Source organism: Pseudoalteromonas sp. NZS71_1 (assembly GCF_015864305.1).
Lineage (GTDB): Bacteria > Pseudomonadota > Gammaproteobacteria > Enterobacterales > Alteromonadaceae > Pseudoalteromonas > Pseudoalteromonas arctica.
Genome location: NZ_JADYXM010000006.1, coordinates 1 through 16,282, shown reverse-complemented (window position 1 = coordinate 16,282; position 16,282 = coordinate 1). Strand labels below are relative to the sequence as shown.

General features: G+C 40.8%; 14 protein-coding genes and 1 pseudogene. 10 read left to right on the top strand and 5 right to left on the bottom strand.

The features are described from left to right. Positions 1 to 17: 17 nt before the first annotated feature. The 3 genes from I6F43_RS10775 to trxB form a co-directional block, all read right to left on the bottom strand. Positions 18 to 722, bottom strand: coding sequence for an arginyltransferase (locus I6F43_RS10775; RefSeq protein ID WP_197102439.1), 705 nt, complete (start codon positions 720 to 722; stop codon positions 18 to 20). Further along, positions 715 to 1,431 (bottom strand): leucyl/phenylalanyl-tRNA--protein transferase, encoded by a 717-nt coding sequence (gene aat, locus I6F43_RS10770; RefSeq protein ID WP_024594164.1) that lies wholly within the window; start codon positions 1,429 to 1,431, stop codon positions 715 to 717. Before aat ends, I6F43_RS10775 begins: the two co-directional genes overlap by 8 nt. Positions 1,432 to 1,528: 97 nt before the next feature. Next, complete coding sequence (gene trxB, locus I6F43_RS10765; RefSeq protein ID WP_008168643.1) at positions 1,529 to 2,479, bottom strand: thioredoxin-disulfide reductase; 951 nt, start codon at positions 2,477 to 2,479, stop codon at positions 1,529 to 1,531. Between the two features lie 287 nt (positions 2,480 to 2,766). Between trxB and pssA the strand changes: the two genes are divergently transcribed. Further along, positions 2,767 to 4,092: a CDP-diacylglycerol--serine O-phosphatidyltransferase gene (gene pssA / locus I6F43_RS10760; protein ID WP_197102219.1), complete on the top strand. Its 1,326-nt coding sequence runs from the start codon at positions 2,767 to 2,769 to the stop codon at positions 4,090 to 4,092. 134 nt (positions 4,093 to 4,226) lie between these two features. Here the strand turns inward: pssA and ald are convergent, their stop codons facing one another. Next, positions 4,227 to 5,348 (bottom strand): alanine dehydrogenase, encoded by a 1,122-nt coding sequence (gene ald, locus I6F43_RS10755; protein WP_010552621.1) that lies wholly within the window; start codon positions 5,346 to 5,348, stop codon positions 4,227 to 4,229. A 142-nt stretch (positions 5,349 to 5,490) separates the two neighbouring features. Here ald and lrp point away from each other — a divergent pair, with 142 nt between their 5' ends. The 7 genes from lrp (at position 5,491) to I6F43_RS10720 (ending at position 13,512) form a co-directional block, all read left to right on the top strand. Next, positions 5,491 to 5,970, top strand: coding sequence for a leucine-responsive transcriptional regulator Lrp (gene lrp, locus I6F43_RS10750; RefSeq protein ID WP_007582985.1), 480 nt, complete (start codon positions 5,491 to 5,493; stop codon positions 5,968 to 5,970). Positions 5,971 to 6,143: 173 nt separating this feature from the next. Next, positions 6,144 to 8,639 carry a DNA translocase FtsK gene (locus I6F43_RS10745; protein WP_024607615.1) on the top strand — a complete coding sequence of 832 codons (2,496 nt, stop codon included), beginning with the start codon at positions 6,144 to 6,146 and terminating at the stop codon, positions 8,637 to 8,639. Beyond that, positions 8,639 to 9,265, top strand: a complete 627-nt coding sequence (lolA, locus tag I6F43_RS10740) for an outer membrane lipoprotein chaperone LolA (RefSeq protein WP_197102217.1) — start codon at positions 8,639 to 8,641, stop codon at positions 9,263 to 9,265. Before I6F43_RS10745 ends, lolA begins: the two co-directional genes overlap by 1 nt. Then, a complete protein-coding gene (locus I6F43_RS10735; protein WP_101217384.1) occupies positions 9,258 to 10,601 on the top strand; it encodes a replication-associated recombination protein A in 1,344 nt (447 codons plus the stop codon). The genes lolA and I6F43_RS10735 overlap by 8 nt, the downstream gene beginning before the upstream one ends. Further along, entirely contained in the window at positions 10,594 to 10,974 is a 381-nt protein-coding gene (crcB, locus tag I6F43_RS10730) for a fluoride efflux transporter CrcB (protein ID WP_024590323.1), read from the top strand. The genes I6F43_RS10735 and crcB overlap by 8 nt, the downstream gene beginning before the upstream one ends. Positions 10,975 to 10,983: 9 nt before the next feature. Then, positions 10,984 to 12,288: a serine--tRNA ligase gene (gene serS, locus I6F43_RS10725; RefSeq protein WP_002962971.1), complete on the top strand. Its 1,305-nt coding sequence runs from the start codon at positions 10,984 to 10,986 to the stop codon at positions 12,286 to 12,288. A 930-nt stretch (positions 12,289 to 13,218) separates the two neighbouring features. Further along, complete coding sequence (locus tag I6F43_RS10720) at positions 13,219 to 13,512, top strand: hypothetical protein (RefSeq protein ID WP_197102215.1); 294 nt, start codon at positions 13,219 to 13,221, stop codon at positions 13,510 to 13,512. Positions 13,513 to 13,917: 405 nt separating this feature from the next. Here the strand turns inward: I6F43_RS10720 and I6F43_RS10715 are convergent. Next, positions 13,918 to 15,108: pseudogene (locus I6F43_RS10715) on the bottom strand (PQQ-dependent sugar dehydrogenase). Here I6F43_RS10715 and I6F43_RS10710 point away from each other — a divergent pair. Together I6F43_RS10710 and I6F43_RS10705 are read left to right on the top strand one after the other, a co-directional pair. Beyond that, positions 15,093 to 15,539 (top strand): hypothetical protein, encoded by a 447-nt coding sequence (locus I6F43_RS10710; protein ID WP_197102213.1) that lies wholly within the window; start codon positions 15,093 to 15,095, stop codon positions 15,537 to 15,539. The pseudogene I6F43_RS10715 and the gene I6F43_RS10710 sit on opposite strands and share 16 nt — an antisense overlap. An 82-nt stretch (positions 15,540 to 15,621) precedes the next feature. Next, the coding region (locus I6F43_RS10705; protein ID WP_197102212.1) for a transposase at positions 15,622 to 16,282 on the top strand (661 nt) is incomplete at its 3' end.

The following is a 16,282-nucleotide window of genomic DNA, read 5'->3' as shown; positions in this document are numbered from 1 at the left end:
GGGGCTATATTTGCAAATTAAATAGCCACCCACTCATCATTGAGCTGTTTTTGAGCAGGTAAAAACTGAGTTTTGTACTTCATTTTGTCGCATTCATCAATTTGATAGCCCAAGTACACGTATTGCTTATTTTGCTCTTTAGCAAACTTTAGCTGCTCTAATATCATCACAGAGCCTAAGCTATAATGTTCAAAGTCGGGATCAAAAAAGGTATAAATTGCAGAAATAGCGCTATTCATACAATCAGTTACGGCAACCGCGACTAAAGTATCTTGGTGCCACAGTTCAATAAATGTGATCTTGAGCCAACTACAAAGCAAAAAACTTTGAAACTGTTCTTTTTCAGGAGGATACATACTTCCATCCTGATGGCGCATCGTTATGTACTTGCTATAAAGTGGATAGTACTCAGGTCGCTCTTGCGTTGAATATTTTACCTCAAACTGTGTTTTTGCTTTGTTTAGTTTACGTTTTTGCGATTTTGAGGGCATAAAGTCTTGTGCTAATACACGTAAAGAACTACATGCGCTGCATATTGGGCAGTGTGGACGGTATATTTGGTTACCACTGCGACGAAATCCCAAGCCTAATAATGACTCAAATTTATCGGTGCTGTAGCAACTGGGATCAAGAATAACTAAAAGTTGCTCTTGTCTGTTGGGTAAATAACTACAGTCAAACTCTTGGGTTAAACCAACACGTGCAGGAAGTTGCTCATTCATAGATTGCGTCAAGTTCTTGTGGCTCCCACATAATAGGGTTAACAGTATAGTTATGTGCAGCTTTTAGTTTAGTCAAAAATGTGGAACGGGGGATTACTTTTGCACCTAGGGTCATTAAATAAGGGTTTTCTAACTGGCAATCAATAAAATGTGCATTATGGCGTTTAAGCCAATTTACCAGTGCCCACATAGCAAGCTTAGAGCAATTGGTTTGATGATGAAACATCGACTCGCCACAAAAAACACCATTTTGCATAATGCCGTATAAGCCACCTGCGAGCTCTCCGTTACTCCACACCTCTAAACTATGTGCAATGCCAGCATTGTGTGCATTAACGTAAGCGTCGAGCATGTCAGAGGTGATCCAGGTGCCATCGGTATCAAGGCGTTGATCGCGACAGGCTTCTATCACCTCTTCAAAGGCATTATTAATGGTTACTCTTACAGGGTGCTTTTTTAAATGCTTACGCAGGCTCTTACTTATATGAAAATCATTAAGCTCAAAAATGCCTCGCTCGCTGGGAGACCACCACATAATAGGCTCATCTTCACTAAACCAAGGGAATACTCCGCTTTTGTAGGCATTACTTAGGCGAGGTAAACTCAAATCTCCGCCAATTGCTAACAAGCCATCAGGGGATTCTAATGCGTATTCCGGATTGGGGAATGCTATATCGTTTTCGCTTAATTGGTATAGCTGATTTCTCATACAGTACTTATTTTATAATTGATCTTAAAAGTGTAACTATATTTTAGGCATAAAAAAAGGGCTGAATAATCAGCCCTATAATAATTTATTTAATTGCTTATAAATTATCTAAGAAACGCTCTGCATCAAGGGCAGCCATACAGCCTGTACCTGCTGATGTGATTGCTTGACGGTAAATGTGGTCTGACACATCACCTGCAGCAAAAACGCCTTCTACGCTTGTTTGAGTCGCGTTACCGTGAAGGCCTGACTCTACAACTAAGTAGCCATCTTTCATTTCTAGTTGACCAACAAACATATCAGTATTTGGCTTGTGGCCAATAGCAATAAATACGCCGGCTAAATCGAGCTCTTCAGTTGCATCAGAGTGTGCATCTTTAATACGAACGCCGGTTACGCCCATTTGGTCGCCTAATACTTCGTCCAGCGTGCGGTTGTAATGCATTACAACGTTACCGTTTGCTGCTTTTTCAGCAAGGCGATCAGCAAGTATTTTTTCACTGCGGAAACTATCACGACGATGAATAACATGTACTTCGTCAGCAATGTTAGATAAGTAAAGCGCTTCTTCAACCGCTGTATTACCACCACCAACAACCGCTACTTTTTGACCTTTATAGAAAAAACCGTCACACGTAGCACATGCCGAAACACCACGGCCTTGGAAGTTAGTTTCAGACTCTAGGCCTAAGTATTTAGCAGACGCACCGGTTGCAATGATTAATGCATCACATGTGTAAGTACCTTGGTCGCCAGTTAGTGTGAAAGGGCGCTTAGATACATCTACTTTATTGATGTGATCGAATATGATTTCAGTTTCAAAGCGCTCAGCGTGCTCTTTCATACGATCCATTAACGCAGGACCTGTTAAACCGTGTGCATCACCAGGCCAGTTTTCAACTTCAGTTGTGGTTGTTAATTGGCCACCTTGTTGAATGCCTGTAATTAAAACAGGGTTTAAATTTGCACGTGCTGCATATACTGCGGCAGTATAACCAGCTGGGCCAGAGCCTAAAATTAGTAGCTTACAATGTTTTGCTTCAGTCATTATTTTTTCCTAAACGTTTAATACGGTCTTTAATGCGCTCGATTCTAAGAAAAACAAGGCAGATGTAAACAAAATCCGCGATTATTTTTTTTATCAAATCGAAAAGCTGTGCAGTATTGTGTACTAGAGCTCTGTGCTTTTACAGTTAAAATGCCTAAGTAGCTCAATAAATAGACTAACAGGCAACAAAACAGCGTTATTTCATGACCCCTTTGAATTTTTTTGTTATGTTTTACCTAATTTTATTTGTCACTGATAGATTATGTGACCTAAGCAAATAGGCAACTATGTTATTTTGGCAGGAAAAACCCGCATTCGGGTTGACTTCAAAAGACGTTAACGTCTTAACCAATGCGCAAGATTACCGAACGCAATTGCTACGCTTGATAGCGAACGCAAAAAAACGAATTTATATTACTGCGTTGTATTTACAAGATGACGAAGCAGGTCGCGAAATTTTAGAAGCGCTGCATCGTGTGTCATTGGCAAACCCCGCACTTGAGGTAAAAGTGCTGGTGGATTTTCATCGTGCGCAACGTGGATTAATTGGCGCTGATAAGTCAGACGGTAACGCAAGTTTATATTGTGACGATTTAGAAAAGTTTAAATCGAACGTACAAGTTTATGGCGTACCTGTAAAAGCTAAAGAATTATTTGGCGTATTGCATTTAAAAGGTTTTGTAATTGACGACACCTTACTTTACAGCGGCGCAAGTTTAAATAACGTGTACTTGCAGCATAACGAACGCTACAGACTCGATCGCTACTTTTTAATAACGCAGAGCGAACTGTGTGACTCGGTGGTTGATTTTATTGAGACTAAGCTGCTTAGTTCAGATGCTGTACCGCGCATAGACACTCGACCGCTTAAGCGTTTGCACGACTTTAAGCTTGATCAAAAGCAATTAATGCGTGATTTAAAAGTCGCAAGTTATAACGCAGCAGAGCAGCTAAATACGCAAGCATTAGGTATTCGCTTGTTTTTAGGGCTTGGGCGTCGCAATAACGAGTTAAATCGTTTAATAAAAGCGTTATTTGATACAACAGAGCAAGAGCTTGTGTTGTATACGCCATACTTCAATTTTCCGGCACCGCTTATGCGATCACTGCGCCGATTATTAAAGCAAGGCAAGCAAGTGACTATTGTTGTAGGCGATAAAACAGCAAATGACTTTTATTTACCGCCAAGCGAGCCGTTTAGTAAAATAGGGGCATTACCTTATTTATACGAAACTATTTTGCATAAATTTGTAAAAACGCAAAAGCGTCATATCGATAACGGTAATTTAAATGTGTACCTGTGGAAAGATGAAAGCAATTCGTTTCATTTAAAAGGTATTTGTTCAGATAGAACAAAGCATTTACTGAGCGGGCATAACTTAAATCCGCGTGCATGGGGTCTTGATATCGAAAACGGTATTTTAATAGAAGATCCAGAGCAAACAATTATGGATGCTATTGATAACGAAAAGCAGGAAATTTTACAACACTGCCGACGTTTAACAGGCCCAGATGATTTAGAAACGATGGATGATTATCCGCAGCCAGTTAAAAAACTACTTGGCCAAGCTAAGCGCGTAAAAGTAGATTTTATAATTAAGCGTTTTATCTAAACCATTTTATCTAAAGTAAGTTTATATAAATCTGAAATTTAAATATAAAAAAAGCAGCTAATTAGCTGCTTTTTTTATGGGTTGTAGTTAGGTAGCTACATTACTTAATACCAACCTAACTACAAAACGCTAAATTATGCGTTTTCTACCGCTGTGCGTGGGTCAACATATTCCATGTTGAACGCTTCTGCTACTTCTTTGTAAGTTACTTGGCCTTTAATTACGTTTAAGCCTTTTAAGAAGTGAGCGTCATCTAGTAGCGCCTTTTTATAACCTTTGTTTGCAAGGTTAATGATGAAAGGCAATGTTGCATTGTTAAGTGCAAACGTAGATGTGCGTGGAACAGCACCTGGCATGTTAGCAACACAGTAGTGAACAACTTCATCAACGATGAAAGTAGGATCAGCATGCGTAGTTGCTTTAGAAGTAGCAATACAGCCACCTTGGTCGATTGCAACGTCAACAATTGCAGAACCAGGTTTCATTGCTTTAATGTGCTCAGCAGTTACTAGTTTAGGTGCAGCTGCACCTGGGATTAGTACGCCACCAATTACTAAATCAGCTTCTAGTACGTGTTTTTCTAGAGCATCAGCAGTTGAGTAAATAGCTTTAACTTTATTACCAAATTGCGCGTCTAGTGCACGTAATACGTCGATGTTACGGTCAAGAACGACAACTTCAGCACCAAGACCAACAGCCATTTGCGCTGCACTACGACCAACCATGCCGCCGCCAATGATAACAACTTTAGCTGCTTCAACGCCTGGTACGCCACCTAGTAGCATGCCACGACCGTGGTTAGATTTTTCAAGCGCTTGTGCACCAGCTTGAATAGACATACGACCAGCAACTTCGCTCATAGGAGCAAGAAGCGGTAAACCACCGCGAGAGTCAGTTACAGTTTCGTATGCAATACAAATAGCTTTGCTTTTTACAAGGTCTTCAGTTTGTGGAAGATCAGGTGCAAGGTGTAAGTAAGTGAAAAGAATTTGGTCTTCACGTAGCATTGCACGTTCAACAGCTTGTGGCTCTTTTACTTTTACAATCATGTCTGCTTTAGCGAAAACGTCAGCAGCAGTTGCTAAAATTTCAGCACCCGCTAGCGTGTAATCTTCGTTAGTAAAACCAATACCCATGCCTGCATCAGTTTCTACAATCACTTGATGACCGTGGTTTACTAATTCACGAACACTCGCAGGAACCATACCTACACGGTATTCATGGTTTTTAATTTCTTTAGGAACACCAATAATCATATCATTTGCCTTATTAAGAACGGATTAACATTTTTCACTATTATATTCATCATAAGCCCGTGTGTCTCACCTTTTTTAAAGTCAAATCTAGTGTTATCATCTATATAACAAAAATAAACAGCATAAAAAACTAGTTGGCACTATGCATCAGTTATTAGATAGAATTGACCGTAAAATTTTAATGGAATTACAGCACGATGGACGCCTTTCAAACGTTGAACTGGCCAGACGAGTTGGCCTAAGCGCCACGCCCTGTCTGGAGCGAGTGAAAAAGCTAGAACGAGAAGGCTACATACTTGGCTATAAAGCAGTGGTCGATCCAGCTAAGCTTGGGCAAGGTTTATCGGTGTATGTAGAAGTAACAATTACTAAAACATCTCCCGACGTATTTGATGAGTTTAGTGCGGCCGTTAAAAAGCACGAAGAAATTATCGAATGTCATTTAGTATCGGGTAATTTTGATTTTTTACTTAAAACGCGCGTAAATGATATGTCAGAATACCGTGGTGTATTAGGTGACATATTATTAAAATTGCCTAACGTTAGTGAAAGCCGAACTTATGTAGTAATGGAAGAAGTAAAAGGTGAAGAAGGCGTAATTATTCGTCCTTATATTACTTAAGGTTATTTATATTAGCTGCGTCATTTGCTTATATAAGCTCAAATTATAAAAACTTGTTCATAATCAGGCCATCAAGGTTAAGATAAAGTGCAACAAATTGCATTTCCTGCTAAGGTATTTCACTGCTAAGTAAGTGTGAATAAAAATAGAATAATAAAGAGGAATAGGGAACTATGCGCCTAAACGGTGTGCAAAGACTATTAGAAACAGGGCTGATTATCAGCACCTTTACGGCAATATTTATTTTATGTGCCTTGATCAGCTTTGATCCAGCAGATGCTGCATGGTCGCAAACTAGTTTTAGCGAAGTAAGCAACATCACAGGAGCAGCCGGTGCATGGATAGCCGACATTTTATTACTCACCTTTGGTTGGTTGGCTTACTTAGTGCCAGCGGCCATTCAGCTATTTGGCTACTTGCTATTTAAACAACCTCACCGCATTTTACAGCTTGATTACACCACCTTAGCGCTGCGTGTTATTGGTTTTGCTTTATTTATTACCTCAGCTACCGCTATTAGTAGTATCAATTTTGACGATATTTATAACTTTTCCTCTGGTGGGGTAGTGGGCGATGTTATTGCATCAGCCATGATGCCTGCGTTTAACTTTACCGGTACATCTATATTATTGCTGTGTTTCTTTTTTGCCGGGCTTACCTTATTAACGGGTGTATCGTGGGTTGATTTTGTAGATTACCTTGGCGATTTAATGGTTAGGTTTTATCGCTTTATTGTATCGTACGCAAAAGGTTGGATGCACCGAGAACACGCTGCGGGCAAAGCAAATAATCACGATGAAGTAGACGCCCATTTTGAAGACGATATAAAAGAGCAAATAGAGCTGCCTACATCAGCTAAAAAGGCAGATAAACAAAAAGCAATTAATAAACCGCAAACACCGTTTAATGAGCCACAAATTAGTGACGATTTTATGCCGTTTGACGAGCTTGACGACATACTCGATCAAGAAATTGGCTTTAGCGCCATAGACGACGAACCAATGGACACGGCCGCTGCGCTAAACGCGCTTGACCAAAGCCCAGTTGTAGAGCCAGAAAAACCAGTTACAACGGTGGTATCGCCAGCAAGACCAATGCCTAAATCAAAAGCGCAATATCAACCACCGCCAACGGCTAAAGAAAAGTTTGAGCAATTATTAACGCAAGAACCACCACCGGGGCCATTACCGTCGCTCGATTTACTCGACAGACCGGACAAAGCTAAAAACCCAATTTCGCAAGAAGAACTCGATACAGTATCGCGCCTAGTAGAGACAAAACTACTCGACTTTAACGTACAAGCTAAAGTTGTAGCGGTATACCCAGGCCCTGTTGTTACTCGCTTTGAGCTGGATTTAGCGCCCGGCATTAAAGTATCTAAAATTACAGGTTTAGCTAAAGATTTAGCCCGTTCGCTTTCGGCAATTAGTGTGCGTGTTGTAGAAGTTATACCGGGTAAAACATATGTGGGTATTGAGCTTCCTAATAAACATCGCGAAATAGTACGTTTGTCAGAAGTAATAAACGCGCCTAAATTTGAGCAAAATCCATCGCCACTTACCATGGTGCTAGGTAAAGACATTGCGGGTCAGCCGGTATGTGCTGATTTAGGTAAAATGCCACATTTATTGGTAGCCGGTACAACTGGTTCAGGTAAATCAGTGGGCGTTAATGTCATGATAGTAAGCTTGCTTTACAAATCGGGCCCTGACGATGTACGTATGATCATGATTGACCCTAAAATGCTTGAGCTATCAGTATACGAAGGCATTCCGCATTTATTGTGTGAAGTAGTCACCGACATGAAAGAAGCCGCTAACGCACTGCGTTGGTGTGTGGGCGAAATGGAACGTCGTTATAAATTAATGTCAGCATTGGGTGTGCGTAACTTAAAAGGTTACAACCAAAAAGTGCTTGAAGCCAATGAAGCGGGTTACCCGATTCTTGATCCATTATTTAAAGACACCGATGGCATGAAAGAAGGCCCGGAAGAACTTGGTAAGTTACCAAGTATTGTTGTAGTAATAGACGAATTTGCCGACATGATGATGATTGTTGGTAAAAAAGTAGAAGAGCTGATTGCCCGCATAGCCCAAAAAGCACGTGCGGCAGGTATTCATTTAATACTGGCAACGCAGCGCCCTTCGGTAGATGTAATAACAGGTTTAATTAAAGCAAATATACCAACACGTATGGCGTTTCAGGTATCAAGTAAAATAGACTCGCGTACCATACTTGACCAACAAGGCGCAGAAAACTTACTAGGTATGGGCGATATGCTTTATTTACCACCAGGCACTAGCGTACCAGAGCGTGTACATGGCGCGTTTGTAGACGATCACGAAGTACATGCCGTTGTAAACGATTGGAAAGCGCGTGCTAAGCCAAATTACGTTGATGAAATACTCAATGGTGATGCCAGTGAAGATATTTTATTGCCAGGTGAAGCAAGCGAAAATGCAGACGAAGAGAACGATCCGTTATACGACGAAGCCGTATCGTTTGTAATTGAAACCGGCAAGGTATCAGTATCGTCAGTGCAACGTAAACTGCGTGTTGGCTATAACCGCGCAGCACGTTTAGTAGAACAAATGGAAACATCGGGTATCGTGAGTTCACCAGGTCATAACGGCGCTCGCGATGTATTAGTACCTAATGGAGCAAATTAATGAAAAAATTTAACGCCTTATTATTAGTGTTAGGCAGCGTACTTGCCGCACCAAGCTTTGCTGATGACAGCCAAGCATTACAAGACAGACTTGCTACTTTAAAAAGCTTTAAAGCGCAGTTTGCACAAAAAGTAACAGACAAAGAAGGCCAAGCTGTTATGCAAGGCGAGGGCACAATAGCGCTTCAACAGCCTATGATGATTCGCTGGCAGCAAACTAATCCAGACGATACGTTATTTGTATCAAACGGCGATAAAACCTATTACTTCGACAGCTTTGCTGAGCAAGTAACGATTATGAAAACCAGCAGCTTGATCGACTCGACACCGTTTGTATTGCTTACATCTAAAGACCCAGTACAGTGGGAAAAATACAGCGTACTTGCAACAAGTACAGGCTTTAGCGTAACGCCAAATAAAGGCGTAGAAAGCCAAGTAGAACAACTTGATATAGCGTTTGCGGGTAACGAGCAAGGCCTTGCTAAACTAGTCGTTACCGACAACTCAGGGCAGCTATCGTCATTTACGTTTAACAATGCCCAAGTTAATACGCCGCTTGATAAAAGCACTTTTGAATTTACGCCTCCTGAAGGTGTTGAAATAGACGATCAGAGTAACGGTGAGTAATTTAGGATTTAATTTTGGGCCCGATGTACGCCCACTTGCCGCGCGTATGCGCCCCACAACGCTTGACGAGTACATTGGTCAGCAACACTTATTAAGTGCTGATAAACCACTGCATCAAGCCATTGTCGCGGGGCGATGCCATAGTTTAATTTTATGGGGCCCGCCGGGTGTAGGTAAAACAACACTTGCGCAAATAATTGCCAACCATGCTGATGCCTCACTTATACAAATGTCGGCGGTAACCGCAGGCGTAAAAGATATACGTGACAGCGTAACGCAAGCGCGCGATAACCTAGAAAGCCGTGGCCAACGCACCCTTATGTTTGTTGACGAGGTTCATCGCTTTAATAAATCCCAACAAGATGCGTTTTTACCGCACATAGAAGACGGCACCTTTATATTTGTAGGTGCAACCACCGAAAACCCATCGTTTGCCCTTAACAACGCTATATTGTCGCGTGCACGTGTGTATGTTTTAAAATCGCTTGCCGATACCGACTTATACACCGTAATAGAGCGCGCACTTAAACAAGACGAGCAGCTAAGCCAAAAACACATCACTATTGCCGACAACGCTAAAAAGGCACTATGCCAAGCAAGTGGCGGCGATGCGCGTAAAGTACTTAATTTACTTGAACAAGCGGTTGATTTAACAACCGAGAAAAACGGTCAATACAACGTAGACGAGCACGTACTTAGCCAAGTTTTACCTACTCATTTAGCTAAATACGATAAAGGCGGCGATGAATTTTACGATTTAATATCAGCCTTTCATAAATCAGTACGTGGTAGCTCTCCCGATGGTGCGCTGTATTGGTATTGCCGAATTTTAGCCGGTGGTGGCGACCCTTTGTATGTAGCAAGGCGTTTACTTGCCATTGCAACAGAGGATATAGGTAACGCCGATCCGCGCGCGATGGAAGTGGCCTTAAATGCGTGGGATATATTCCAACGTGTTGGCCCAAGCGAGGGTGAGCGCGCTATTGCACAAGCCACTCTATATTTAGCCAGCGCACCTAAAAGTAATGCAGTGTATATGGCGTTTAATCAAGCCAAAGCAGATGCTCAAAACGAGCCAAGTTACCCAGTGCCAGAGCATTTACGTAATGCGCCAACTAACTTAATGAAAGACTTAGGGTATGGTGCTGAGTATCGTTATGCGCACAATGAAGAAGGTGCATTTGCCGCAGGTGAAAAATACTTACCACCAGAAATGGACGGCAAAGAATATTACTTACCGAGCGAGCGCGGACTTGAGCAAAAAATTAAACAAAAACTCGATTACCTAAAAGAGCGCGATGCGCAAAGCCCACTTAAACGATACGAAAATGATTAAACTTTATATGATGATCGCCCTTGGCGGCGCCTCAGGTGCGTGTTTACGGTTTTTTATTAGCGAAAGCATGCTAAAACTCCTCGGTAGGGGATTCCCTTTTGGCACGTTGACGGTTAATATTCTGGGTTCATTGTTAATGGGCATTTTGTACGGTTTGATAGATAAAGAAATTATCACCGCCAGCCCCGTCAAAACTCTTATCGGTATTGGCTTTTTAGGTGCATTAACCACCTTTTCAACATTCTCAATGGACTCGTTGTTGTTATTACAACAAGGTCACTTTATTAAAATGGCCCTCAATATCATCCTAAACGTGATGGTGTGTATTTTTATGGCTTGGCTGGGCCTTCAGCTAGTAATGCAAAAAGGTTAAAAAACTAACATGTTAGATTCTAAATTTTTACGTCAAGACATCGAACAAACTGCAGCACGTTTAGCGGCGCGCGGTTACGAACTCGATGTAGCGACGGTAACGGCACTTGAAGAAAAACGCAAAACATTACAAGTAAAAACGCAAGAACTTCAAAGTCAACGTAATGCAAGCGCAAAAGCAATTGGTCAAGCCAAAGCTAAAGGCGAAGACGCACAGCCACTACTTGATGCAGTGGCTAACTTAGGCAGTGAGCTAGACGCCGCTAAAACAGAGCAAGATGAAGTATTAGCCGCTATTAACGACATTGCTTTAGCAATTCCAAACTTGCCAGACGAGTCAGTACCGGCGGGTAAAGACGAGGACGACAACGTTGAAATTTTAACGTGGGGCACCCCTAAGAAATTCGATTTTGAAGTAAAAGACCACGTAGATGTAGGTCAAGATCTAAACGGCTTAGACTTTGAAATGGGCGTTAAAATTAGTGGCGCACGCTTTACTGTAATGCGTGGCCAAGTAGCGCGTATGCACCGTGCACTAACGCAATTTATGCTAGATACACACGCAGACAAAAACGGCTACACAGAAATGTATGTACCGTACTTAGTAAATAGCGCAAGCCTTTACGGCACAAGCCAATTACCTAAATTTGCGGGCGATTTATTCCACACATTAGGCCTTGTAAATGACGACGGCGAACAACAAGCCGGCTTTAGCTTAATCCCTACAGCTGAAGTACCGCTTACAAACAGCGCCCGCGACGAAATTTACGACGAAAGCGATTTACCAATTCGCTTAGTTGCTCACACTCCGTGCTTTAGAAGTGAAGCAGGCAGCTATGGTCGCGATACACGTGGCTTAATTCGTCAACACCAGTTTGATAAAGTTGAACTAGTACAGCTTGTAAAACCAGAAGACTCAATGGCAACGCTTGAAGAGTTAACAGGTCACGCAGAGCAAATACTACAAGCGCTTGAACTTCCGTACCGTAAAGTAATTTTATGTATGGGCGACATGGGCTTTGGCTCAGCTAAAACATACGATTTAGAAGTATGGTTACCTGCGCAAGACACATACCGCGAAATTTCATCATGTTCAAACATGGCTGACTTTCAGGCGCGTCGTATGCAAGCACGTTTTCGCCGTGAAGGTGTTAAAAAGCCAGAGTTACTACATACACTAAATGGTTCAGGCTTAGCCGTTGGCCGTACACTAGTAGCCATCCTAGAAAACTACCAACAAGCCGATGGTACAGTTGTTGTGCCAGAGGTTTTACGCCCATACATGGGTGGACTTGAAGTAATTGGTAAACAATAAAAATCAAGTTTAAGTTTAAGTTAAGCAAGCTTTAAGCTTGTAAATCTTAAGACGAAAGCCGCTGTTTGCAATGAACAGCGGCTTTTTTGTTTTAGGTTAAAGGCAAAAGCTTAGAGAAAAATGTAAGTTATCTTATTAATAATATCGCTTACACCTATTTTATGGCTCATTACTTTTTTGTCCGATATTACTGATCTCTACCATTTTGGGGTATTTCTACATCAAGGAAACTTAAATACCGGCTAACTATTTGTTTACAAGTGCTTATTAGCTGGTTAAATTAGAATCTTTGTAATACTTGGACATTTGTCGGTTTATAAAGCTACAAATGTTGGATACAAAGTTGTTAGGTATTCAGGGAAGGTTCGAGTTTGTTTAATCTATTAAAATTTATAAGTATCGTTTTACAATGCTTTTTACTCTTATCATTATTTAACTTCTTTTCAGGTTTATATTCCGCATTCTTAGAATTATCTACAAATGATCCTAAATTAGTAGCAGGTCATTTATCTACAGGCATCGTGCTTTCACTTATACAAATAATTCCGGCTTTAATCGGTTTAATTATCAGTGTTTGGTTATTGAATAAAAATCATAGCTCCAAGTTGTTTGTTATTTATTGCAAATACTTCGCGTATTTATGGCTTTTATTTATTCCTATTGGTACATTCTTGGGTGTTAAGCAACTAAAAAGGTTAAAGAATACCTAACAAGAACATTAAATGGAAAAATTACAGTTGGCTGTTTTTCGTTCCTCAAACATTGTAGCCAACTATAATTTTCCGCTTATGTAAGCGTTATGTGTATAAATCTATATGGTGCAATATTCCAGTGTTTGAACAATTTAAGAAAATAATTGCTAATATTCTCCTTTTATTTTTCCTTTAGGGTTGCACTGTCGGTCATAAGGACTATCAGAGATATCTGAATATGAATATTGGTGAGAATATAAATAATCAAAAGCTTTCTAAATCACCCGATGCTGGTGAGTTGATAAGATCGGATTATTTAATCGCAGGCGAAGGGTTAACCAATATTACAACATTAGATACTGGTTTTTTGAGATACCATTTTAGCAGGCAAGAAGTATTACCGAATTACAGTATTAAAGACTATGTCGGTAAATGTCTTATTTATTACGATGTTGATCCTAAAACGGAAATCATAATTGCTTGGGGTTTTGATAAAGGTGGTAACTCTTTAAGTTGTAGAACTTGGCCTTGAGTGCAATATACACATAACAAGTGACTATGGTGTCAATTCCTAATTTCAAACGATTTTAGGATCCCACATGACACTATCTCGCACCATTGAATTTATGATCACTACCAGCTTTCGTTGGACTTCCTAGCTTTCACTAGACGTTTTAAAATTTGAATTGGCAGGCCAGTTGTATGAAAGTACACAGTTTTTATCACTAAACCGAGACCATGTACAGGCTGCTGGTGGTGGCAATACAATATATGGATTATTAGGCTCTCCATTTTTTAGAAAATACCAAGCTATATTAAATTTTGGTACTCATACACTCACAATTAGTGAGCCATTGTCTGATTGTGAGTGATTAAAGCGGTTCCCTAAAGCCGCTATTATCCTCTAAAAGCGAAGCGCCTTAACTCTCTTTGTGAACTAATTTGGCTTCACTAACATCAGCTCTGCATTTTTTCCATCCATTAATACCGCGACGTTACCTTTATCAGTTATAAATACATCTCTTAACCTGCCTGTGGCCTTAGGAAATACGTGAGACTGGGTAAATTCACCACTTACCAGATTAACGCTGTAGAGCTTTTTATCAACAAGGGTAGTGATAAGCACATGTTGCTGTAACGAGGGAAAAGCTGCATGTTTAGAGCCGTAATACGCCATGCCTGATGGCGCTATTGATGGCGTCCAATTAACACTTGGTTTTTGCATGCCTTTATATTCGGTAAAGGGTGAAATACGCGCTTGCGAGTAATCTTTGCCATAGGTGATTACCGGCCAGCCGTAATTAGTGCCAGCGGTTAAATAGTTTAGCTCGTCGCCGCCTGCAGGGCCGTGTTCGTTGCTAACAATTTGCTACGTATCGTAATCATAAACTAAGCCTTGAGGGTTACGATGACCAAGTGAGTAGACAGCATGTGCATTTAGGTTTTTATGATTAATAAATGGGTTATCTGTTGGAATGGTGCCATCTAGGTTTATACGTAATATTTTACCAAGTTGGCTGGTGATAACTTGTGCTTGCTCTCTAAAGTCAAACCCATCGCCCGTTGAAACTAATAATGTATTGTCGGGTAGGACAAGGGCGCGTCCTGCGTAATGTTGCGGTGTGTTTTTATCAGTCGCTACTTTATAAATAACGTTAGGCTTTGAAAAGTCAGTGCCATTAAACGTGGCTTTGGCAACAACAAGCCTGTTTGCGCTTGCATCACCTTGGGCATAAGTAAAAATAATTTCTTTGGAGTTGTTATAATCTGGCGATAATACAATGTCGAGTAAACCACCTTGGCCTGCAACGTATAAACCTGTTAGGTTTAATTTTACTCTTGATTGCGCATTGTTTTTAACTATAACTACGTGACCATCACGCTCTGTAATTAGCCATGTGCCGTTTGGTAGTTCAACCATGCTCCACGGAGACTGTAATTGCGTAGCCAGTGTTTTTGTACTGTATTGCTCCTTTGGGAGCGCAGCGCTTGCATTAACAGAAAACGCACAAAGCGAAAGCAGAGTAAAAAAAGAGATACATTGTTTACCGGGCAAGCCTTTGCTAGCATGGCCAGTATAAGAAAAAAGCTTTATTTTAAGTTGAGATAACCATGTCGTTTTTAACACGTGTATTGCCTTCATTTTTAGTTTCTTGGTTACTTACATTCACACTAGCTAGCTTGTTTCATAGCCAATACGTTGTCAATCAATTAGTTAATGTAGGTGTAGTGGTGGGCTTTAGTGATCGTGCTAGTTTAACGCTTGATGATTGGTTAGGCCTATTACCTACCTACGGCGCTATTATTGCCGTAGCACTTGCCATCGCTTTTTTTGTTACCGCAAAGCTTAATAAAAAGGTTCAAAAATACAGTACTCAGTTATTTGTTATTGCTGGCATTGTGGCATTTGCTATTGTGTTAATTGCCATTGAATCAATTATGAATATTCATATTATAGCGGGCGCAAGAGGCTGGGGTTTTTATGCTCAACTGCTTGCAGGCGCGGTAGGTGGTTTTACATTTTCGCAATTATTTAAAGTAACTAAAAACCAACGATAACAGTGATACCCATCCTATTTTTTGCAGTTTAGTGAACTAAGTACTAGGCTTTTATCAGTGTGAAAAATAAGCAGGGTGTCTTATGGCAATTGCAAGAAAGCGCCAAGTAAGTTTGGTTGATACAAAGTACTACCATTGCATATCACGTTGCGTACGCCGTGCATTTTTATGTGGGGAAGACCACTTTACAGGTCAATCCTACGAGCATCGTAGAGGCTGGGTTGAAGATAAACTGCTCGAGTTAGCCAAAGTGTTTTGTATTGATGTATGTGCTTATGCTGTTATGAGTAATCACACCCATTTAGTGCTGTATGTTGATGATAAAAAAGCGAATAGGCTAAATGATAAAGCGATTGTTATTCGCTGGCACAAGCTGTGTAAAGGCACTGTACTTACGCAAAAATACATACAGGGTGAAAAGCTAAGTAAAGCTGAACTTATCTTTTTTAATCAAACAGTAAAACAATACCGCGAGCGCTTATCAAGTATTAGCTGGTTTATGCGGTTGTTAAATGAAAACATTGCTCGCAGAGCAAATAAAGAAGATAACTGCACTGGCCGTTTTTGGGAGGGACGATTTACGTCTCAAGCATTATTAGATGAAGCAGCCCTTGCGGCCTGTATGGCGTATGTCGATTTAAACCCCATTAGAGCCAAAATGGCTAACACCCCAGAAGAGTCAGACCATACCAGCATCAAACAGCGTTTAACGTATGCAAAGGATGGCAAGCAACCAAAACAAC

What these genes read in the sequence shown, in the direction of transcription:
- I6F43_RS10775 (WP_197102439.1), bottom strand. Translation starts at nt 722, where the DNA reads ATGAATGAGCAACTTCCTGCACGTGTTGGTTTAACCCAAGAGTTTGAC.
- aat (WP_024594164.1), bottom strand. Translation starts at nt 1,431, where the DNA reads ATGAGAAATCAGCTATACCAATTAAGCGAAAACGATATAGCATTCCCC.
- trxB (WP_008168643.1), bottom strand. Translation starts at nt 2,479, where the DNA reads ATGACTGAAGCAAAACATTGTAAGCTACTAATTTTAGGCTCTGGCCCA.
- pssA (WP_197102219.1), top strand. Translation starts at nt 2,767, where the DNA reads ATGTTATTTTGGCAGGAAAAACCCGCATTCGGGTTGACTTCAAAAGAC.
- ald (WP_010552621.1), bottom strand. Translation starts at nt 5,348, where the DNA reads ATGATTATTGGTGTTCCTAAAGAAATTAAAAACCATGAATACCGTGTA.
- lrp (WP_007582985.1), top strand. Translation starts at nt 5,491, where the DNA reads ATGCATCAGTTATTAGATAGAATTGACCGTAAAATTTTAATGGAATTA.
- I6F43_RS10745 (WP_024607615.1), top strand. Translation starts at nt 6,144, where the DNA reads ATGCGCCTAAACGGTGTGCAAAGACTATTAGAAACAGGGCTGATTATC.
- lolA (WP_197102217.1), top strand. Translation starts at nt 8,639, where the DNA reads ATGAAAAAATTTAACGCCTTATTATTAGTGTTAGGCAGCGTACTTGCC.
- crcB (WP_024590323.1), top strand. Translation starts at nt 10,594, where the DNA reads ATGATTAAACTTTATATGATGATCGCCCTTGGCGGCGCCTCAGGTGCG.
- serS (WP_002962971.1), top strand. Translation starts at nt 10,984, where the DNA reads ATGTTAGATTCTAAATTTTTACGTCAAGACATCGAACAAACTGCAGCA.
- I6F43_RS10720 (WP_197102215.1), top strand. Translation starts at nt 13,219, where the DNA reads ATGAATATTGGTGAGAATATAAATAATCAAAAGCTTTCTAAATCACCC.
- I6F43_RS10710 (WP_197102213.1), top strand. Translation starts at nt 15,093, where the DNA reads ATGTCGTTTTTAACACGTGTATTGCCTTCATTTTTAGTTTCTTGGTTA.